The sequence below is a fragment of the Brevibacterium sp. VCM10 genome (genome assembly GCF_000583215.1).
In the GTDB taxonomy this organism is placed as follows: domain Bacteria; phylum Actinomycetota; class Actinomycetes; order Actinomycetales; family Brevibacteriaceae; genus Brevibacterium; species Brevibacterium linens.
Window position 1 is genome coordinate 45,139 of the sequence record NZ_JAJB01000037.1, and the last position, 20,411, is coordinate 65,549.

The 20,411-nt window shown below is 64.1% G+C and carries 19 protein-coding genes; 16 read left to right on the forward strand and 3 right to left on the reverse strand.

Annotated elements, in window-relative coordinates:
* Positions 1-48: 48 nt before the first annotated feature.
* The gene (gene purB / locus AD89_RS0111840) at positions 49-1,482 is read right to left on the reverse strand and encodes an adenylosuccinate lyase (protein ID WP_025779127.1); all 1,434 of its coding nucleotides are present in this window, start codon (positions 1,480-1,482) and stop codon (positions 49-51) included.
* A gap of 251 nt (positions 1,483-1,733) precedes the next feature.
* On the opposite strand from purB, the gene AD89_RS0111845 reads away from it, so the two are divergent.
* From AD89_RS0111845 to AD89_RS0111870, 6 genes are all read left to right on the forward strand, one after another.
* Complete coding sequence (locus AD89_RS0111845) at positions 1,734-1,979, forward strand: hypothetical protein (RefSeq protein ID WP_025779129.1); 246 nt, start codon at positions 1,734-1,736, stop codon at positions 1,977-1,979.
* Entirely contained in the window at positions 1,976-2,752 is a 777-nt protein-coding gene (locus tag AD89_RS0111850; RefSeq protein ID WP_025779130.1) for a hypothetical protein, read from the forward strand. Before AD89_RS0111845 ends, AD89_RS0111850 begins: the two co-directional genes overlap by 4 nt.
* A complete protein-coding gene (locus AD89_RS0111855) occupies positions 2,749-4,266 on the forward strand; it encodes a hypothetical protein (RefSeq protein ID WP_025779133.1) in 1,518 nt (505 codons plus the stop codon). The genes AD89_RS0111850 and AD89_RS0111855 overlap by 4 nt, the downstream gene beginning before the upstream one ends.
* 467 nt (positions 4,267-4,733) lie before the next feature.
* Positions 4,734-5,888: a pyruvate dehydrogenase (acetyl-transferring) E1 component subunit alpha gene (gene pdhA / locus AD89_RS0111860; RefSeq protein ID WP_025779135.1), complete on the forward strand. Its 1,155-nt coding sequence runs from the start codon at positions 4,734-4,736 to the stop codon at positions 5,886-5,888.
* Positions 5,888-6,865 carry an alpha-ketoacid dehydrogenase subunit beta gene (locus AD89_RS0111865; protein ID WP_035320620.1) on the forward strand — a complete coding sequence of 326 codons (978 nt, stop codon included), beginning with the start codon at positions 5,888-5,890 and terminating at the stop codon, positions 6,863-6,865. The genes pdhA and AD89_RS0111865 overlap by 1 nt, the downstream gene beginning before the upstream one ends.
* An 18-nt stretch (positions 6,866-6,883) precedes the next feature.
* Positions 6,884-8,305 (forward strand): dihydrolipoamide acetyltransferase family protein, encoded by a 1,422-nt coding sequence (locus tag AD89_RS0111870; RefSeq protein WP_025779138.1) that lies wholly within the window; start codon positions 6,884-6,886, stop codon positions 8,303-8,305.
* A 234-nt stretch (positions 8,306-8,539) separates the two neighbouring features.
* On the opposite strand, the gene AD89_RS0111875 is transcribed toward AD89_RS0111870, so the two are convergent.
* Positions 8,540-9,481, reverse strand: a complete 942-nt coding sequence (locus tag AD89_RS0111875; RefSeq protein WP_081770455.1) for a LysR family transcriptional regulator — start codon at positions 9,479-9,481, stop codon at positions 8,540-8,542.
* A 42-nt stretch (positions 9,482-9,523) separates the two neighbouring features.
* Here AD89_RS0111875 and AD89_RS0111880 point away from each other — a divergent pair, with 42 nt between their 5' ends.
* From AD89_RS0111880 to AD89_RS0111890, 3 genes are read left to right on the forward strand one after another with little or no spacing between them, the layout of a single operon-like run.
* Entirely contained in the window at positions 9,524-10,984 is a 1,461-nt protein-coding gene (locus AD89_RS0111880; RefSeq protein WP_025779142.1) for a CitMHS family transporter, read from the forward strand.
* Positions 10,981-12,396, forward strand: coding sequence for an acyclic terpene utilization AtuA family protein (locus AD89_RS0111885; RefSeq protein ID WP_231488618.1), 1,416 nt, complete (start codon positions 10,981-10,983; stop codon positions 12,394-12,396). The genes AD89_RS0111880 and AD89_RS0111885 overlap by 4 nt, the downstream gene beginning before the upstream one ends.
* Positions 12,389-12,715, forward strand: coding sequence for an AtuA-related protein (locus tag AD89_RS0111890; RefSeq protein ID WP_025779145.1), 327 nt, complete (start codon positions 12,389-12,391; stop codon positions 12,713-12,715). The genes AD89_RS0111885 and AD89_RS0111890 overlap by 8 nt, the downstream gene beginning before the upstream one ends.
* A gap of 57 nt (positions 12,716-12,772) precedes the next feature.
* On the opposite strand, the gene AD89_RS0111895 is transcribed toward AD89_RS0111890, so the two are convergent.
* Positions 12,773-13,729: a hypothetical protein gene (locus AD89_RS0111895; RefSeq protein WP_025779146.1), complete on the reverse strand. Its 957-nt coding sequence runs from the start codon at positions 13,727-13,729 to the stop codon at positions 12,773-12,775.
* A gap of 565 nt (positions 13,730-14,294) precedes the next feature.
* Here AD89_RS0111895 and rpmB point away from each other — a divergent pair.
* From rpmB to AD89_RS0111930, 7 genes are all read left to right on the forward strand, one after another.
* Positions 14,295-14,531 carry a 50S ribosomal protein L28 gene (gene rpmB, locus AD89_RS0111900; protein ID WP_025779147.1) on the forward strand — a complete coding sequence of 79 codons (237 nt, stop codon included), beginning with the start codon at positions 14,295-14,297 and terminating at the stop codon, positions 14,529-14,531.
* Positions 14,531-14,698: a 50S ribosomal protein L33 gene (gene rpmG, locus AD89_RS0111905; protein ID WP_025779149.1), complete on the forward strand. Its 168-nt coding sequence runs from the start codon at positions 14,531-14,533 to the stop codon at positions 14,696-14,698. The genes rpmB and rpmG overlap by 1 nt, the downstream gene beginning before the upstream one ends.
* A gap of 6 nt (positions 14,699-14,704) precedes the next feature.
* Positions 14,705-15,010 (forward strand): 30S ribosomal protein S14, encoded by a 306-nt coding sequence (rpsN, locus tag AD89_RS0111910; protein WP_025779151.1) that lies wholly within the window; start codon positions 14,705-14,707, stop codon positions 15,008-15,010.
* A 69-nt stretch (positions 15,011-15,079) separates the two neighbouring features.
* Positions 15,080-15,367: an HU family DNA-binding protein gene (locus tag AD89_RS0111915; protein ID WP_025779153.1), complete on the forward strand. Its 288-nt coding sequence runs from the start codon at positions 15,080-15,082 to the stop codon at positions 15,365-15,367.
* A 253-nt stretch (positions 15,368-15,620) separates the two neighbouring features.
* A complete protein-coding gene (locus tag AD89_RS0111920) occupies positions 15,621-17,642 on the forward strand; it encodes a cytochrome c oxidase assembly protein (RefSeq protein ID WP_231488626.1) in 2,022 nt (673 codons plus the stop codon).
* 419 nt (positions 17,643-18,061) lie between these two features.
* A complete protein-coding gene (locus AD89_RS0111925; protein WP_025779156.1) occupies positions 18,062-19,420 on the forward strand; it encodes an MFS transporter in 1,359 nt (452 codons plus the stop codon).
* Positions 19,421-19,571: 151 nt separating this feature from the next.
* Entirely contained in the window at positions 19,572-20,318 is a 747-nt protein-coding gene (locus tag AD89_RS0111930; RefSeq protein ID WP_025779158.1) for a 3-hydroxybutyrate dehydrogenase, read from the forward strand.
* Positions 20,319-20,411 lie beyond the last annotated feature (93 nt).

Consider the following 20,411-nt stretch of genomic DNA (forward strand, 5'->3'; position numbering starts at 1 on the left):
TCTCGCGAATTCGCAAGACCGGCCTCGACGAGTCGTCAGCGTCGTGGTTCAGCCCTCGCTGACGGCCTTCCAGTCCGCGACCTCGGACTCAGCGAGCTGAGCCGCGACACCGGTGTAGGTGGCAGGTGTCAGAGCCTTGAGCAGTTCGGCGCGCTCCTCGGGCAGCCCGAGGCCGTCGACGAACGTCTGCAGATCGGCCTGGTTGATGCGCTTGCCGCGAGTGAGTTCCTTGAGCGTTTCGTACGGATTGTCCATTCCCGGCACACCCTGCAGCCCGGCGGCGCGCATGACCGACTGAACGGCTTCACCGAGGACCTCCCAGTTGCCGTCGAGGTCGGCGGCCAGTGCCTCCTCGTTGATGGCGAGGGCTCCGAGGCCCTTGACCAGATTGTTGAGCGCGAGAACCGAGTGGCCGAAAGCGACACCGATGTTGCGCTGTGAGGTCGAGTCGGTGAGGTCGCGCTGCATCCGCGAGGTGACCAACGTCGAGCCCAGGGAGTCGAGAAGAGCACAGGAGAGTTCGAGGTTGGCTTCGGCGTTCTCGAACCGGATCGGATTGACCTTGTGCGGCATCGTCGACGAACCGGTCGCACCGGCGACGGGGATCTGCTTGAAGTAGTTCATCGAGATGTAGGTCCACATATCGGTGGCCAGATTGTGGGCGATCCGATTGAACCGAGCGAGATCGGCGAACAGTTCGGCGTTCCAGTCGTGGGACTCGATCTGAGTGGTCAGAGGGTTGAAGGTCAGCCCGAGACGGTCTTCGACGAAGGTGCGGGCGATCTGCGGCCAGTCGGCTCCCGGCACGGCCGCCAGATGCGCCGAGTAGGTGCCCGTGGCGCCGTTGATCTTGCCGAGGAACTCGGTGGCGGCGATGCGTTCGTACTGGCGGCGGAGGCGGTGGACGAAGACCGCGAGTTCCTTGCCCATCGTCGTCGGTGTGGCCGGCTGACCATGGGTGTGGGCGAGCATCGGAACCTCGGCCAGTTCCGTGGCGGACTCGGCGAGAGCGTCGATGAGAGCCCTGGCCCGCGGCAGCCACACCTGTTCGGTGGCGCCTTTGATGCCCAATGCCCAGGACAGGTTGTTGATGTCTTCGGACGTGCAGCAGAAGTGGACGAGCTCGCCGAGATCCTCGGCGCCGATCGTCACTAGTGCTTCTTTGATTGTGTATTCGACGGCCTTGACGTCATGGACGGTGACGGCTTCATGAGCGGCCAGTGTGGCGATGGTGTCGGCGTCGAAGTCGGCGGCGAAGGCGCGCAGTCCGTCGACCTCGTCGGGGGTGAGGGTGCGTACACCCTCGATCACCGAGTTCTGTGCGAGGTGGATGAACCATTCGATCTCCACCGTGATGCGATTGCGGTTGAGAGCCGCCTCGGAGAGGTGATCGACGAGGTCAGCGGTGTCTTTGCGATAGCGACCATCAAGCGGTCCGAGAGCGATGGCGGGCGAGATTTCGGCAAGGGAAACAGTCGGCATGCCCTCATTTTCTCATGAGCGGCGAATCGGGCCGGCACGCGTCCGGGTCTACCGGCCGGTAGGCGCGGGAGAAGGGGCGGACTCGAGCGTCGTCCCCTGTGGATTCCGTGGTGACTTCGACATCACGGCCCTGTGGACGCTCGAGGCTCTTCCCCAGGCCCGAAATCGAGGCTTCCTCTCCCGTGCTGGGGCCTCCTACGGTCGAGGGATTCGGGCACGGATGCCGGACGGACAGGCGGGAGGACTGAGGCATGATCACGGATGAGCTGGAGCGCAATCGCGAGCAGTGGAGACGGCGAGCGCAGGTGCTGCACTCCCTGGCGCAGAGCTGCCGCCGAATCGACGGATGGGATTCGCCAGCAGGAAAGCTGTTCGATGACCGGGTGGCCTCATGCGCGGAATCGATCGACCGGTTGGGTGAGCGGGCGGAGAAGCTCGCCGAGGCGTACGACCTCCACCTGCAGGTCGTGTCGGCAGGCGGGCGGATCCAACTGTGAACGCCCGCCCCGCCGCACGTGAGACAGCAGGGATCGACAGTTGGATCGTCGTCGACCTCGATCGGATCACCCGGCTGCCCGAACGGCTGCGTCGGCTCTGGCCGCCCGACCTGCTCCCTCGCCGAGTCGAACGGGACTGTCTTTCCGCCTCGGCGGAGGTGGGGCAGGGCAGCACTGCCCCGGAATCCGCAGACCCGGGCGGTGCAGATCCGGGGAGGGCCGGCGCGGGTGAGAGGTCTGGCGCCGCGGCCTCGGAGATCGGCGGCGTCGGTGGCGGTGGAGGCGCGACACGGGATCTCGATGTGCTCACCGCCTGGCTGCGAGGATTCGCCTCCGAGCTCAACCGGGTGAGCTCGCGCCTCAGCGTTGTCGTGTCCTCGGGAACCGAAACCGTTCACCTGGCGCTGTGCCTCGGTTCGGGTGTCGGGCACGCGATCCTGGCACTGCAGGGGGAGGGACTTGAGGACTTCGCACAGCACCAGCTGCTGCGCCGGATCGAACCGGGACGGATCGGGCACGTCGTCGAGGACCTCGCCGAGCTCGTCGAACAGGATTGCGTGCTCACGCTCAGCTGGGCGTGCGGAGGGGGAGCCACGGGGCTGGAGTTCCTCCGCCGAAAAAGCGGCGCGTGGTTCCGGCCGGTCATCGAGCGCGACGGCGATTCCGTCACCGTCGATGACGACGTCGCTGCGGGAGATGCGGCGGTGCGGACGCTGCTGAGCGCCGTGCTCACACGGACACTGACGGCAGGGGCTGCGAAAGGCCCGCAATGATCGATTCGACGACGCGCGGCGGTGGGCGGATCACCGTCGACGAACGCGCCGATGGCAGCGGGGACGCACTGCAGACCGTCATCACAGACATCGGTGAGCTGTCCGTCGAAGCAGCTGTCGGAGACTTCGATCTCGCGACCCTCCTCACCCAGGTGCCGGCTCCCGTGACAGCGCTCAACCTCGATGCCTGCCGGATCCGATTCCACAGCCAGCTGACCGCCTCGGTGCTCGAGCTCGAGGCGACACTGCTCGCCGTTCGGACCGCCGCCTTCGCCTACCGTCAGGCGGAGAAGGGCCTCAGCGAAGTCTTCGGCGGACTGCTCGACGCTCTCGGTTACGCGACCGGCCGCGTCATCGCTCTCAGCCTGCCCGTCATCATCCCCGTCGCACTCGTGGTCGGGGCTCAGGTCGTTGTGGTCACGAAGATCCTCGACGTGACCGGACTCGACGACGTCATCACCAAACAGTTCGGAATCGACCTGGGCAAGACGAAGGCGAAAGCGAAGGAAGCGCTGATCACGTTCGTGTTCGAACAGTCGGATGTCACGGGAGCCGTCATCGAGCACGTGCTGCCGGGCTTCGTCGTCGGATTCCTCGGGCTGCCTCCGTTCGTCCTCGATTCCGAAGGCGACCACGCGTTCTGGCCGCACGATTCAACGTCGATGACGATCTGGGTCCTGGCCGGTGCGAACGCATTCGGACTGCTGCTGCCCTCCGATGTCGAGGTATGGAGGGCGAAAGGACTGACGCCGCCGCACAAAGAGCCGCCACCTGACGTCGACGACCTCTTCCTCCGCGAAGCGAACTGCCACCGCGGAGTCGATTCCGGACAGGTGCGCATCGAGGAGATCGTCGGACCCGACGGGACGACCCGCTATATCGTCTACGTGCCGGCCACCACGGATTGGTCGCCGAAGCCGGGAGACAATACGACCGACCTGACGACGAACGTGCAGGGGATGGCCGGCAACGACACCGTGATGCGCGAAATGGTGCGCCAGGCGATCGCCGACGCCGGTATCGGGCACGACGCCGAGGTCATGCTCGTCGGCTATTCGCAGGGAGGGATCACCGCAGGTTCTCTGGCCGCGGACCCGGCCTTTCTCGACGATGTCAACGTCACGGCACTGATGACGGTGGGTGCTCCGGTCTCCGACTTCGCCATCGATGAGGGAATCGACGTACTCTCGATCGAACACGAACAGGACCTCGTGCCCGATCTCGACGGCAACGAGAACCCGGCGACGAAGAACTGGTCGACGGTCACCGTCGACTATGATCCCGACGAACTGCGCAGAGTCCCCGAGCTCGCGGACAAGACCGATGCCGAACTCGACGAGATGTTCGCCTCGGCCGGGGCGGCGCACTCCTCCGTTGCCTACGCTGCCTCCATCGGGCTTCTGCGCAGAGCCGGGACTCCCGCCTTCGACCGCTTCACCTCGAAGAATTCGGGCTTCTTCACCGGGGACCTCGCCAAGACGCGCGACTACCAGGGAAAGCGAGAACGACACTGACCTCGGTCGGAGGGGTGCGGCAGTCGGCATCGACACGATGGGCCGCCTCGGTGCGCGAACGGGCCTGACCGAACCCGAAACCGACTGCGTGCCGGAGGGCCGCCTCGGTGCGCGAACGGACCTGACGAAACCTGTGCTCCGCCTCCCGGTGAAGGGCCGCCTCGGTGCTCGGATGTGCATTGGTCGGACGATGGAGCATCTCTGCCGAGATCGACAATTGTCCGCTCAGCGCTTTGGAACTCGGCCACATGTGTCGAGCTCGGGCCATAGTCTGTTTCTGACCTGCACTTTTGATACTCGAACCGCATGGGGAGAGTGGCAAGCAGTGAGTGGATTCGGTATTGTGATACCACCTGTGAATCAGATCACTCGAGGGCGAGTTCTCACATCCGAGGGCCTGCCCGACGGACACGGTCCACCACTGGTCACCTCCGGTGAAGTTGGACCTCGAACAAAGGAGAACTGAAATGACCTCCAACATTTCAGTGGGAACCGGTGCTGCCCACAGTCAGTCCTCGGAGCCCAGAATGATCCAGATGCTCACCGAAGACGGAAATCGCGTCGAATCCGGTGAGTACGACGCCTTCGCCGCAGAACTCACCGATGAGGATCTGCGCGGCTTCTACCGGGATATGGTCCTGGTACGTCGCATCGACGCCGAAGGAGCTGCCCTGCAGCGTCAGGGACAGTTGGGCCTGTGGGCGCCTCTGTTCGGACAGGAAGCGGCCCAGATCGGCATGGGACGAGCCGCTCGCCCCCAAGACTTCGTCTTCCCCACCTACCGCGAACACGGCCTCGCCTACACCCGCGGCGTCGAACCCGAAACCCTGCTGTCGATCTTCCGCGGTCAGAACCACGGCGGCTGGGATCCCCAGGAGCACCGCTTCCACACCTACACCATCGTCATCGGCTCGCAGGCCCTGCACGCCACCGGCTACGCCATGGGAATCACCATGGACGGCGACGTCGGCACCGGCGACATCGAACGCGACACCGTCTCCATCGCCTGCTTCGGCGACGGTGCGACCTCACAGGGCGATGTCTCCGAGGCGCTGACCTTCGCCGGAGCCTTCCACGCTCCGGTCCTGTTCTTCTGCCAGAACAACCAGTGGGCCATCTCCGAACCGACTCACGTCCAGTCCGCAGCTCCGCTGTCGACCCGCGGCGAAGGATTCGGAGTCCCCGGCATCCGCGTCGACGGCAACGACATCATCGCGATGTACTCCGTCGCCCGCGCCAGCCTCGATTCCGTGCGCGCCGGCCACGGTCCGATGCTCATCGAAGCCTTCACCTACCGTCGCGGTGCCCACACCACGGCCGATGATCCGACGAAGTACCGTGACAAGGCCGAAGAGGAGATCTGGGAGGACCGCGACCCGATCACCCGCCTCAAGGCGTATCTGGACAAGCACACCGAGACCAGCGACGAGTTCTTCGCCGAGGTGGACGCCGAGGCCGACACCCTGGCCGCCCGCATCCGCCACAACTGCATGACCATGGAGAACCCCGACGGCGTCGAGATGTTCGCGCACGTCACTGCGGAACCCCACTCCCTCGTCGACGAGGAACGTGCCGAATTCCTGGCATACCAGGCCTCGTTCGCCGATGCGGGTGAGGCCTGATGGAGAAACTTCCCCTCTCGAAGGCGATCACCGCCGGAATGCGCAAGGCCATGGAGGACGACCCGAAGGTCGTCCTCATCGGTGAGGACATCGGCAAACTCGGCGGCGTCTTCCGCGTCACCGAAGGTCTGCAGAAGGACTTCGGCCCGCAGCGCGTCATCGATGCCCCGCTGGCCGAGTCCGGCATCGTCGGCACCTCGATCGGCATGGCCATCCGCGGCTACCGTCCCGTCATCGAGATCCAGTTCGACGCATTCATCTTCCCGGCTTACGACCAGATCGTGACCCAGGTGGCGAAGCTGTACAACCGCACCCTGGGCAAGGAGAACATCCCCCTGGTCATCCGCGTGCCCTACGGCGGCGGCATCGGTTCACCCGAGCACCATTCGGAGAGCCCCGAGACCGTGTTCGCCCACCACGCGGGACTGCGGCTCGTCTCCCCGGCGAACGCTCATGACGCGTACTGGATGATCCAGGATGCGATCAAGAGCGAAGATCCGGTGATGTTCTTCGAACCCAAGCGTCGCTACTGGATGCGCGGAGACGTCGACACCACCGCTCGCGGCGAGCTGGGCATGCACGACGCCCGGGTCGTGTCCGAAGGCACCGATGTCACCCTCGTCGCCTACGGGCCGCTGGTCCCGACGGCGCAGGACGTGGTCACCGCGGCCGCCGAGGAGGGCAAGAGCGTCGAACTCATCGACCTGCGCAGCCTCAACCCGATCGACTTCACCGCGATCGAGAAGTCCGTGACGAAGACCGGCCGACTGGTCGTCGCCCACGAGGCTCCGACCTTCTTGGGGCTGGGTTCGGAGATCGCCGCGCGCATCACCGAACGCTGCTTCTTCAACCTCGAAGCTCCGGTCATCCGGGTCGGCGGCTACCACACCCCGTACCCCGGTTCGCGAATGGAAGAGCACTACCTGCCCGACCTCGATCGCATCTTCGATGGTGTCGATCGGGCCCTGTCCTACTGATTTCGAGGAGAGTCAAGAATGTCATTCGAATTTCCTCTTCCCGACGTCGGTGAGGGCCTGACCGAGGCCGACATCGTCGCGTGGAAGGTCGCCCCCGGCGACACCGTCACCGTCAACCAGATCCTCGTCGAGATCGAGACCGCGAAGTCGCTCGTCGAGCTGCCCAGCCCGCACGCGGGCACCGTCGGTGCCCTCCTGGTCGAGGAGGGCCAGACCATCGAGGTCGGCACCCCGATCATCCGCTTCGGCGGAGATGACTCCGGCGCCGAGGCGGCCCCCGCCTCCGCCGGTGCGCCGACTTCCGGTTCGGCCGAGGAATCGGCCGGTGCCTCCGGTGATGCCGACGGCGGAGCCACCCTCGTCGGTTACGGGGCGAAGGAGACTTCGTCGAAGCGTCGTCCGCGCAAGGGCGCTCCCGTCCCGGCCCCTGCGGCTGGCGCTTCTCCCGCAGCGTCGGCTGCGGAGGGGGCGGACGCGGACACACCGGCGCCAGCGGCGTCGGCTCCTGCAGCGGCTCCCGCTGCTCAAGCACAGCCCGCATCGGCACCTGCCTCACCGGGCAAACCGCTGGCGAAGCCGCCCGTGCGGAAGCTTGCGAAGGATCTCGGCGTCGACCTGTCCCAGGTGACCCCGACCGGTCCCCGCGGCGACGTCACGCGCGATGATGTGCACGCCGCCGCCAACAGGACGGCCGCACCGACCGCGGGTGCCACGGCACCGGCGGCCGCCTCGGCGAGTGATCAGGCAGCGCTCGAAGAGCGGATCCCGTTCAAGGGCGTGACGAAGATGATGGCCAAGGCCATGGTCGATTCGGCATTCACCATGCCGCACGTCACCGAGTTCCTCGACGTCGACGTCACCGAGACGATGGCGATGGTCCGCCGGCTCAAGTCGACGAAGTTCCTCGGCGAGGATGTGAAGGTCTCTCCTCTGCTCATCGTCGCCAAGGCAGTGGCGTGGGCCGTGGGACGCAATCCGCGGATCAACTCGTGCCTCGAAGGCGACGAGATCGTCGTGAAGAAGTACGTCAACCTCGGCATCGCGGCCGCCACCCCGCGCGGACTCATCGTGCCGAACATCAAGAACGCGCAGGCCATGGGTCTGGGCGAACTGGCGCAGGGCATTCAGGATCTCACCGCTCTGGCGCGGTCGGGCAAGACACCGCCGGCCGATCAGGCCGGGGGTACGATCACGATCACGAATGTGGGCGTCTTCGGAGTCGATGCCGGTACGCCGATCATCAATCCGGGCGAGGCCGCGATCCTCGCGTTCGGGCAGGTGCGGAAGAAGCCGTGGGTGGTGGGCGACGAGATCGTTCCGCGTGAGATCACCACGCTGTCGGTCAGCGCCGATCACCGTGTCGTCGACGGCGAGATCATCTCGAAGTTCCTCGCCGATGTCGGCCGGGGTCTGGAGGACCCGACCCTGATGTTGGCCTGAAGCCTCACCCTGGTGTCGGCTGTTCGTCGGCGCAAGGGCGTGAACGTGACGAGAACGCCCCGGTCTCGCTTGGTGCGAGGCCGGGGCGTTCTTTCTGTCCCTAGTGCCGGCCGCAGCCCAGTTCGAGTCAGATAGCCCAGCTTCAAATCTGTGCTATCTGCCTCAGACTGGGCTGCGAGCAATTGGCAGGACCGGGCCGGGCAGCGGGCGCGGTGTGTTTGAGCGTTTCGCCAGTCAGCCGGCGGCTGCGGCGATCAGTCGCTGTTTGAAATTGGCGACCGGGCGCGGGAGCGGCGCATCGGCCAGATAGGTGATGACCAGCTCGCGTTCGATGCTGGGGGTGATCGGTATGCTGACGAGTTCGCTGAAGTTCATCAGTGGGACGACCAGCCTCGGCACTGCGGTGATGCCCATGCCCGCCGCGACCATCCCCCCGACCGCGGGAATCGTATCGGCCGTCTGCACCTCATGAGTTTCTGCTCCGACCTGCAGCAGAGCACGCCGCACCATCGGTGCGATGCTGGTCACGGAATTGAAGCCGACGAACTCCTCGCCGTGAAGATCCTCCCACCGAACGGATGCTCGTGCAGCGAATCCATGATCGCGTGGAACGATTGCGACGAAGGGGTCGGACAGGAATGGTGTCACCGCCAGGTCAGTCGGGAGGGAATCCGTGAAGGCGACGAGACCGATGTCAACTGTCCCGTCACTCACCATCGGCACGATCTGGTCCTGAGCAGCATCATGGATGACGAGTTCGACTTCCGGATAGTCCCGGCGAAACCCCTGAACGACCTCGGGCAGACCTGTTGCCGCCAATGACGGCAGGCAGGAGATCCTGACCTGCCCGGAACTGCCCGTGACGAAGCCGGAGATCCGCGTCAGTGCGGAGTCAAACGACCGAACTGCGTGTGCGGCGTACAGAGCCACCTCGTTGCCGGCGACGGTAGCGGTGACCTTTCGAGTCGTTCGATCGAACAGGGGAGCACCGATGCGCCGTTCCGCCTCCGCGACGGTTCGGCTGAGCGCCGGTTGGCTCACCTCGATTTCCTCGGCTGCCCGAGTGAAATTCTCCGTGCGATGCACGGCTTCGATCGCTCGTAGGTGATGCATTGACAGATTGATAACCACAAGGCATGAGTCTAGCTGCGATAGATATTGGACGCTCACACTCATGCTCGGCGAGGATGAATACGTTCATCGAGAAGGGAATCAAAGGTGCTTTCACTTATCGGCTATGTCACTATGCTGGTCATCCTGGCGTTGCTGCTCACGCAGAAGGTCTCTCCGGTCGTCGCGTTGGCCGGAGTGCCGCTCGTTGCGGCGCTGATCGCCGGTCAGTCGCTGACTGATGTCAGCGAATTCGTCTCAGCCGGAATCGCCGGGGTCGCAGATGTCGTCGTCATGTTCATCTTCGCCATCGTCTTCTTCGGAATTCTGCGCAATGCGAAGTTCTTCGATCCGATCATTGACAGAATCATCAGGTTCGGTGGCTCCTCGCCACGAACGGTCGCCGTGGCGACCACACTCTTGGCCTGTGTAGTTCACCTCGACGGCGCAGGTGCAACGACCTTCCTGGTCGCCATCCCGGCGATGCTGCCGCTCTACCAGCGCCTCGGGATGAGCCGGCTGACGCTGTCGACATGTGTGGCGCTGGGCGCCGGTGTCATGAACATGCTTCCCTGGGGAGGTCCGACGGCCCGAGCGGCCGCAACGATCAAGGCTGACGCGAACGATCTGTGGGCCCCGCTCATTCCGGCCCAGCTCGTTGGGATCATTGCAGCTCTGGCTGTGGCTTGGTACCTCGGTCATCGGGAAGCCAAGCGGCTCGACAGGGTGCCCGTCGACGACTCTGCGAACGCAGCAGTGATCGACGCGACGTCGGCCGCAGGAATCGGACCTTCGGCAGCGGCACCCCGCACCGGCCGTTCTTCTCGGAGTTCGGAGACACTGGCCGAGACCGGCTCGTCTGCTGGGTCGGACGCATCCGGCGGAGCCGACATCTCAGGTGAGTCTGACTCCACTCGTGGTTCTGCGGCAGCGGGGCCGACGCCACTGTCGCTGATTCTCAACGGACTCGTGCTCATCGCAGCTCTGGCGGCGATGATGACGGGAGCGATCTCACCGGCACTGACGTTTATGGTCGCAACGATTCTCGCTCTGCTGATCAACCATCGCGGAATGGCGGGACAGTCCGAACAGTTCGATCTCAACGCAAAATCATGCATGCTCATGGCCAGCACTCTGTTGGCTGCCGGTGTGCTCTTGGGAGTGCTCGACGAGAGTGGAATGATCGAGGCGATGGCCGAGTCGGCGATAGCAGTCCTCCCTGCCGGAATCATGCCTGTGCTGCCGATCATCGTCGCTGTGCTCGGCGTTCCCATGAGTCTGTTGTTCGGTCCGGACGCATACTATTTCGGGCTCTTGCCCGTGCTGGCGAGTGTCGGCAGCACCTACGGGATCGACCCGGTGGTCCTCGGACAGGCGTCGATCATCGGGCAGGAGACCTTGGGCTTCCCCATCAGCCCGCTGACCGGATCCTTCTATCTGCTTGTCGGCCTGGCCGGAGTGCCTATCGGCAAACACATCATCCGCGCCACCGGATGGCTGTGGTTGGTCAGTATCGTCATCACCATCGTCGCCATCGCGCTAGGAGTGATTCCACTGTGGGTATCGTGAATGCACAGGATCTGGGCTCAACGGCCAGAGAGGCTGATCCGCCTGGACCCCGGACGGTTCGCATCGGATCGGGAGCAGGGTTCGCTGGCGACCGTCTCGACCCGGCTCTCGAACTCGCCCAGCTCGGGCACCTCGACTTCCTCGTCTTCGAGCTCCTCGGCGAACGGACGGTCGCGAACGCCCAGAGGGCCCGGCTGAATGACCCGTCTGTGGGCTATGATCCGTCCCTGCTCGATAGGATCCGACTCACCGCACCGCATTGCTCGGCCAATGGAACTCGCATCATCACCAATGGTGGGGCAGCCAATCCGCTTGCGGCAGGACGGGCCGTCGCTGAGCTTCTCGACGATATGGGCATCGACATGCCGGTGGCAGTTGTCACCGGTGACGATGTGCTCGACCAGGTGCGGGCGGCGAATCCCCTCACATGGGAGGAATCGCTGCCAGTCAGCGATGGGGACGCCCGCCTTGCCTCTGCCAATGCCTACCTCGGAGCAGCTGGAATCAGAAGGGCCCTCGATGAGGGCGCAGGCGTTGTCATCACCGGCAGGGTCGCAGATCCCTCACTGTATGTCGGGCCGCTGAGCCACAGCTTCTCCTGGCCGAACAACGATGCCGACCTCATCGGTCAGGCCACTGTCATCGGTCACCTCCTCGAATGTGGTGGGCAGGTCACGGGCGGATACTTCGCTGACCCGTCGACAAAGCCCGTGGCAGGGCTGGACCGCTTAGGGTTCCCCTACGCGGATGTCGCAGACAACGGCGATGCCATCATCGGGAAGCTTTCGGGTACCGGGGGAGCCGTCACCGTCCGGACCTGTACGGAGCAGCTGCTCTACGAAGTGGCCGATCCCAGCGCCTACATCACCCCGGACGTAGTCGCTGACTTCACCGGAACAGTACTCCGAGAAGTGGGGCCGGACAGGGTCGCAGTGAGCGGCGGCAAAGGGACCGCCGCCCCAGCCGATCTGAAAGTGACACTGGGCTACCTCGGCGGCTGGGAAGCAGAGGGGCAGATCACCTACGCGGGTCCCCGCGCCCTGGATCGCGCGCAGCAGGCGGCCGAGGTCGTCGTACGTCGGCTGGAGCGTATTCACGGATACAAAGCGTCCGAGCTCTCGATTGAGTTCATCGGTGCCGGAGCCAGCTTCAGGGGCCTCAGCGATGGTGCGGATCCGCTCGAAGTCCGACTGCGCGTGGCTGGTGGTGCGCAGTGTCGAAGTCGAGCCTCCGCGATCGGCTCAGAAGTCGAAGCTCTCTACACAAACGGGCCGGCCGGAGGCGGAGGCGCCCGAACGTCCGTTCGGGAGAGTCTCAGCGTCAAGTCATGTTCGCTGGCGCGTGCGCTCACGGATGCAGCGGTGATTCATGTCGGCGAGCTGACCGACCATGAGGAGGTCCAAGATGACTGAGAAGCCCGAACAGACAGTCACTGTCGATGATCTGGCCACAGTCAGGGCCGGAGACAAGGGGGACACGCTCATCCTCGGCGTCGTCGCCCTTGACGATGTCGATTTCTCCGCCCTGAGCCGTGCTGTCACCAAGGAAGCAGTGGCAGATCACTTCGGCTTGCCGGTCTCACGAGTCACCCGTTCGGTGGTGCCGCAACTCGGTGCTATGAGCTTCGAACTCAAGGGGATGTTGGGCAGCGGGGTCACAGGGGTCAGCCACCTCGATGGGCATGGGAAGACTCTGAGCTACCACCTGTTGACAATGAAACTGTCGCATTGAGCGGAATCTCCGTTCGGGGTCGATCCGCTAACTCCAGGGCCGGCCCGTCTGGCGGGTCTATCCGTCGAGGTAGGCGCTGTTGTCCTTGGGGCTGCCGTCCTTGACGAGACGCTTGGCGATGCAGTGGTTGCGGTCAAGACCCCACGAACGGCACTGGTCGAGCGCCTGATCCGGGTCGCTGTAGCCGGTGTCGACGACCGTGACCCAGTAGCTGCCGTCCTTGTACGAGGCCCAATCGCCGCTGTAGATGAGGATCGCGCCCGGATACTTGACCTTATTGGCTTCGTACTCGTTGAGGATGTCCTGCGCCGACCATGTCTTGCCGTCGGCCTCGAGGCCGACGTTCTTCGCACTCACCTGAGTCACCCACTGACCTTCGAGGTCAGCGGCTTTCTCGGTACCTTGCTCCGTATAGGCGTCGAGCTGCTGTTCGGGGGTCGTCGTCGGTTGGACGAGTTCGTCGGACGGGCTGGGTGACGAACCCGCCGTCTCATCGGACCCGACATCGACGGGCACGGTTCCCGACGAGGGAGCGAGCCACCGGACGCCGAAGAAGCCCACCAGAGCCAGAACCATGATGATGGCGATGATGACGACGGCGATCTTCAGGCCGTTGCGTGAAGGCGAATCACTGTGGACGGTGGGCGGAAATTGCGGTGGAGCAGGAGTCTGGGAACCATTCCGTGCCGAGCCGCCGGAATCGTTGCCGCCACCGCCGACAGACCACTGAACTTGCTGAGAATCCGCATTCTGATGAGGGCCGGCAGAGTGAGAATCATCGAAAGGTGAGTGCCCGGCCGGCGCGAAGACATTGCCGCTGCGAGCTTTCGAGATCGACTGTTCGCCCGTGTGCCGTTCGAGGTACTCGTAGTAGGTCGAGTTGTCGAAATCGGCAGACGAACGGTCCGCTCCATTCCCGTACGTCGGGTTCTGACCAGCGGATTCACCAGAACCCTTGTGCCAGTCGTCGCTCGTCGCCGGACGAATGCGCGGCCTCTGTGGAACGTCGCTCATCAGTCCTCCCGAATGCCAGATGTGGTGGCAATCATCTACTTACCTTGGCACGAGTCGAGCAGGCGTTCAACAGGATCGCCGACAGGACGCGTTGCCGACGAAAGCCTACTGCGGAAATCACCGAGTTGGCTTGACCCCAGCTGTGAAAGTCCCTCCGGGCATCGGTGGAGGCTGCAGAGGCCACCTCGGAGCGGCTGCATTCCGTGACGAAGACCCCACGGCAGAAACCGAGATGAATTTGCCCTCCGGCCCGCCATCTCAGTAGGATTGATTCTTGTTGTGTCGTAGCAGGCAGGTCGCCGATCGATCTGCTAGGACACGCATGGTGCTCACCCACCGCTGCACTCCAGCTTCGGCCATCTCTCACAGGCTACGGCTTCAGCGCTGGTGAGACATCTCGCCCGAACGGGCAGACCTGTTTCGGCGTACACAATTTTCACGGTGACAGTCGAGAAAATTTGTTGATGTCTTCCGACATCGGCGCAAGCGAGCGGGGAGAACACTCACGTGCGATCCCGCAGGAGCTTGTTTCGAGAGTCGGTAACTTGTGAACTGGAGGAGAGACATGGCAGCAACCTGCCAGGTAACCGGGGCCGTCCCCGGTTTCGGACACAACGTGTCCCACTCGAAGCGCCGCACGAAGCGCCGCTTCAACCCGAACATTCAGAAAAAGCGCTACTACGTTCCGTCGCTGCGCCGCAACGTCACGCTGACCCTGTCCGCTAAGGGCATCAAGGTCATCGACGCTCGCGGAATCGACGCTGTGGTCAACGAACTCATCGCCAAGGGAGTGAAGCTCTGATGGCTAAGACACAGGATGTTCGTCCCATCATCAAGCTCAAGTCGACGGCCGGCACCGGGTACACCTACGTGACCCGCAAGAACCGCCGCAACACTCCGGACCGCATCGTGCTCAAGAAGTACGATCCCGTAGTCCGCAAGCACGTCGATTTCCGAGAGGAGCGCTGAGCGCACATGGCTAAGAAGTCAAAGATCGCAAAAGACAAGCAGCGTCGCGTCATCGTTGAACGCTATGCAGAGCGCCGCGCGACTCTCAAGCGTCAGCTGACCCACCCCGATTCCACCGACGAGCAGCGCGAAGAGGCACGCCTCGCCCTGCAGAAGCTTCCCCGCGATGCTTCGCCGGTTCGCGTTCGCAACCGTGACCAGGTCGACGGTCGTCCGCGTGGCTACCTCCGGAAGTTCGGACTCTCCCGAGTCCGTTTCCGCGAAATGGCTCACAACGGCGAGTTGCCCGGCGTTACCAAGTCAAGCTGGTAATCTCGAGGAAGTTCGTCATCGGAAAAACGGACCGGTGACCTACCGACTTGTCCTAAGGAGGACACTTTTATGGCTAAGAACCGCAGTGAGCTCGTTGCAGAAGTTGCCGAGAAGTCCGGCCTGACCCAGAAGCAGGTCTCGGACGTGCTCGATGGTGTCTTCGATGTCTTCTCCGATGTCGTGGCCAAGGGCGAAAAGCTCACCATCCCCGGCTGGCTCTCCGTTGAGCGCACCGAGCGTGCCGCTCGCAAGGGTCGCAACCCGCAGACCGGTGAAGAGATCCAGATCAAGGCCGGCTACTCCGTGAAGCTGTCCGCTGGTTCGAAGCTGAAGGGCGCCGCTGGCAGCCCGAACTGATCTACGCAGCAGCAGCAAATGGCCCGGATCGTCTGATCCGGGCCATTTGCTGTCTCAGAACGTCGGCGAACTGGAGGAATCGTCGTCCCCGACGACGGAACCCACCCTCGCCGAGGCGGCTCCCCGAGATCTCGACCACGAAGGGATCTCCCGGTTGGCAGTGCGGCGACGCCGAACGATATCCTGGAGGCATGTCAGAAGGGTCGGTTCGCGCGCAGTGAGTTCATCAGGTTTCGAGCCGATCACACGGTTCGTGCAACGTGCCACGGTCCCCATCGTCGTCTTCCTGGGACTCATCGCCGGTCTGGCCGCACTCTTCTTCACCGGAGCAGCCAACCCCACTCTGCTCAATGACCCCGGATCCGTCGTCCGCTTCGGTCTTCCCGCAGCCAAATTCGTCTTCAACACTGCGATGTCGCTGACCATCGGTGCCCTCATGTTCGCCGTCCTCATCCTCCCGCGCACAGCCGGCGGTCGCGCACGCCGGCACAAGCCCACGGACGATGACGTGCCTCTCGACCCGCTGTGGACGAAGGCCATTCAGATCGCCGAATACTCCTCGGTCGTGTGGACGCTCTCTGCGGTCGCCGTGCTCGTCTTCTCATTCGTCGACACCGTCGGTGCCCAGGCCTATCTCGACTTCTCGAATCAGCTCGGCGTGTTCGTCACTCAGATCGCCTACGGGCAGCTGTGGGTGCTCATTGTCGTCCTCATCGCCGTCGCCTCGACTCTGTGCTTCGGCACTCGCTCCCATGTCGGCATCGCCGCCGCCGGAGTGCTCAGTCTCGCCGTGATCCTGCCCTTGGCTCTGATGGGCCACTCCGCAGAGGCCTCCGGTCACACTCAGGCCGTCAACAGCCTCGGCCTGCACATCCTCGGTGCGGTCCTCTGGCTCGGCGGACTCTTCGTCATTGCGCTGCTGGGAACACGCCTGGCCACCTCGAAGCACCTCAAGCCGATCGTCGAACGGTATTCGACGATCGCACTCATCTCCTTCGGTCTCATCGTCTTCTCCGGAGTCGTCAACTCGCTCCTGCGCGTGAAAGGCTTCGACGACCTGATGACCCCCTACGGGCAGGTCATCCTCGCAAAGGCGTTCGCGACCGTGCTGCTCGGTCTGATCGGCTTCTGGCACCGTCAGTTCGTCATCTCGCGTTTGGGTGCTGCCGCCTCGGCGACGGTGGAATTCTGGCGTCTCATCACCGTCGAATTCATTCTCTTCGGGGTCACGATGGGAATGGCCGTTGCTTTGGCCCGGTCGCAGCCGCCTGTGCCGCAGGAACCGGTGGGCGATCCCTCCCCGGCCGAGATCCTCACCGGTGATCCGCTGCCGCCGAAGCCGAACCTGTCCCGCTACTTCAGCGAATGGTCGATGGACCCGCTGTGGATCGCGATTGCGGCAGGCGCTTCGATCGCCTACGTAGTGGCGTTCATCAACCTCCGCCGCCGAGGCGACAAATGGCCGGTGCTGCGCCTCATCAGCTGGCTGGTCGGCATGGCCTTCCTCGTCTACGTCACCTCGGGCGGACCCCGCGTCTACGGCGAGGTGCAGTTCTCCGCGCACATGATCGAGCATATGCTCCTGGTCATGGTCGTGCCCCTGCCGCTCGTGCTCGGGGCACCGATCACGATGCTCATGCGCGGAACGAAGGCGCGCACGGACGGGTCCGCCGGCCTGCGCGAATGGGTGCTCTGGCTCGTCCATACTCCGTACCTGCGCTTCTTCGCGCACCCGATCGTGGCGAGTGTGAACTTCGCAGGCTCGCTGGTCGTCTTCTACTACTCGGGAATCATGTACTACGCGCTCGATACTCATATCGGGCACGAACTGATGATCGCGCACTTCCTCGGCGCCGGATACCTGTTCGCCCAAGCCCTCATCGGCATCGATCCGGGCGTCAATCGCCCCGTCTTCCCGATGCGGCTCGTGATGCTGCTGGTGACGATGGCCTTCCACGCCTTCTTCGGCATCTCGATCATGAGCTCGAACGTGCTGATCGCCGGCGACTGGTTCGGCAACGTCGGCGCGGGGTGGGGCTATACGGCCATCGATGACCAGCAGCTCGGCGGTTCCATCGCGTGGGGCATCGGCGAGTTCCCGACCCTGTTCATCGCGATCATGGTCTGCGTCCAGTGGGCGAAGTCCTCGGACCGGGAAGCCAAGCGCATCGACCGCAGCGAAGATCGCACCGACGACGCCGAGCTGCGCGCCTACAATGCGATGCTCGCCTCGATGGCCGAGCGCGACGCAAAGGCACCGCCGCGCCGGCGGTGAGGCCGGGGCCGCTCTGGTGGGTCGGCGTGGGGACCACGGTGCGGTCGGGACCGCCTCGGCGCGGGGATTCTTCGCGGTTGTGAGGCGGCTTGTCACGCAGATCCATGCGTGCCGCAACGAGGCTTGCGGTCGGACCGCAGCAGCATCTGCCGGCTGCACATCAGCTGCACATCGGCTGTGCACGAATGTGCACCGGAAATTCTCGGATAACGGCCAGGTCGTTGCCAAAAACTCTGTAACGTGGCGCACACTGATCCTTGGATGAGAAATGTCCAAGCGCCCGAAACACTGGGCTGAAGCAGGGGGTCGCCGGCCGCGCCGATGCGGTCTGAGTGCCCCGGGCTGTCAGCCGATCGGCGCCAGAGCAAGTCGATTCGCGCATTCAACGGTGACGCGGATTGTGGAAACGAAGGAGTCCCATGAGTTCTCAGAACAATGTCGAGAGGAAGTCGATCCGCGCCCAGCTGCGCAAGGTCGTCGCTGCCTCGATGGCCGGAACGGTCGTCGAATGGTACGAGTTCTTCCTCTACGGTTCGGCCGCCACACTGGTGTTCAACCACATCCTGTTCCCGCCTTCCGACAATCCGCTGACCCCGATCCTGGCCGGTTTCGCCACCTATGCGGTCGGCTTCATCGCCCGTCCCATCGGCGGCATCGTCTTCGGCCACTTCGGCGACAAGTACGGACGCAAGAAGCTGCTGCAGCTGTCGATCATCCTCGTCGGTGCGGCCACCTTCCTCATGGGCTGCCTGCCGACATTCGACCAGATCGGCTATCTCGCCCCGATCCTGCTCGTGCTGCTGCGGGTGGTCCAGGGCTTCGCCGTCGGCGGCGAATGGGGCGGAGCGGTCCTCCTCGTGGCCGAGCACGCACCGGACAAGGAACGCGGATTCTGGTCGTCATTCCCGCAGTCCGGAGTTCCCTTGGGCAACCTGCTTGCCACCGCGGTTCTGTTCGTTCTCACCGCAACGCTGACCGAAGAGCACTTCCTGTCGTGGGGTTGGCGTGTATCGTTCTGGCTCTCGGCCGTCATCGTTCTCATCGGCTACTACATCCGCACCCGCGTCTCCGATGCGCCGATCTTCGACGAGGTTCAGGCCGAGGAGATCGAGGAAGGCGTCGACTACGGCGTCAAGGCCGTGTTCAAGCGCTACCCGCGTGAGGTCTTCGCCGCGATGGGCCTGCGTTTCGTCGAGAACATCCACTACTACCTCGTGGTGACCTTCTCGATCACCTACCTTGCCACGCAGGTGAAGATCGAAGCGGCCGAGATCCTCGGACTCCTGCTCGGAGCTCACGCGATCCACGCAGTCCTCGTTCCGCTCGTCGGTGCCGCCACCGACAGGATCGGACGCAAGTTGCCCTACGCTGCCGGCATCATCCTGACTGCGACGTGGGGCTTCTTCGCCTTCCCGATGTATGACACCGGCAACGCCGTCATGATCTTCCTCGCCCTCCTCATCGGACTGGTCTTCCACGCGCTGATGTATGCGGGCCAGCCGGCGATCATGTCCGAGATGTTCCCGACTCGCATGCGCAATTCGGGCGTGTCGACCGGATACCAGGTCACAGCCATCGTTGCGGGATCCTTCGCGCCGATCATCGCCACCGCGCTCCTCGACGCCTTCGGGTCCTCGATCCCGATCGCGCTCTACCTGCTGGCCGCTGCGATCATCTCGTTCATCGCTCTGATGTTCACCCGCGAGACCAAGGGCATCGACCTGCGCTCGCTCGACCATGCAGACAAGGTGCGCCGCGGAGTCGCCACTGCCGGCTGACGTCAGTCGCTCGAGGTCTGACGGGGGCGGTGTCGGTGAAGACCGGCACCGCCTCTTCGCCTGCCGCTCGGCGCACCTCGATGAATCTTCACCCTCCCCACGGCGGAAGATGGACACGGACCACAGACCCGAACCACGAAAGGGGCATCTCATGGGAGACCTCACCAGCAAACGCGCCCTCGTCACCGGCGGAGCATCCGGGCTCGGCAAGGCGATCGTTCAGTCCTTCGCGCAGGCCGGCGCCTCCGTCATCGTCGCCGACGTCGACGCTGACGCGGCCCAGGCCGTCGCCGACGACATCGGCGGCGAAGCGTGGGCAGTCAACCTGGCGGACACCTCGGCGCTGGACGGCACCGACCTCGACGTCGACATCCTCGTCAACAACGCCGGCATCCAGCGGATCCACCCGATCACGGAATTCCCGCTCGAGGACTGGCGGCTGATCAACACGCTCATGCTCGAAGCACCGTTCGTGCTCACGAAGGCAGTGCTGCCGAAGATGTGCGAACGCGGCTGGGGACGCATCATCAACCTCTCGTCCGTCCATGGGCTGCGCGCCTCGGCGAACAAGTCCGCCTATGTCGCGGCCAAGCACGGACTCATGGGGCTGACGAAGACGACCGCACTCGAGGCCGGACCGCACGGAGTGACGTGCAATGCGATCAACCCCGGCTATGTGCTCACGCCCCTGGTCAAGGGACAGATCGCCGACCAGGCGAAGACGCACGGCATCAGCGAGGACGAGGTCCTCGAGCAGGTCTTCCTCGGCCATTCCGCGGTGCCCAAGCTCGCCGAACCCGAGGACGTCGCGGCCATTGCGCTCTTCCTGGCGGGGGAGCATGCCGCGGTCATCAACGGCAGTGCTCACAGCATCGACGGTGGTTGGGTCGCCGCCTGACTCGCTCCGGGACACCCTCCCCTCCGAGGACTACCCGACGGCGGCCCAGCAACCTCGCGCCAGGTTGCTGGGCCGCCGTCGGGTAGCAATTAG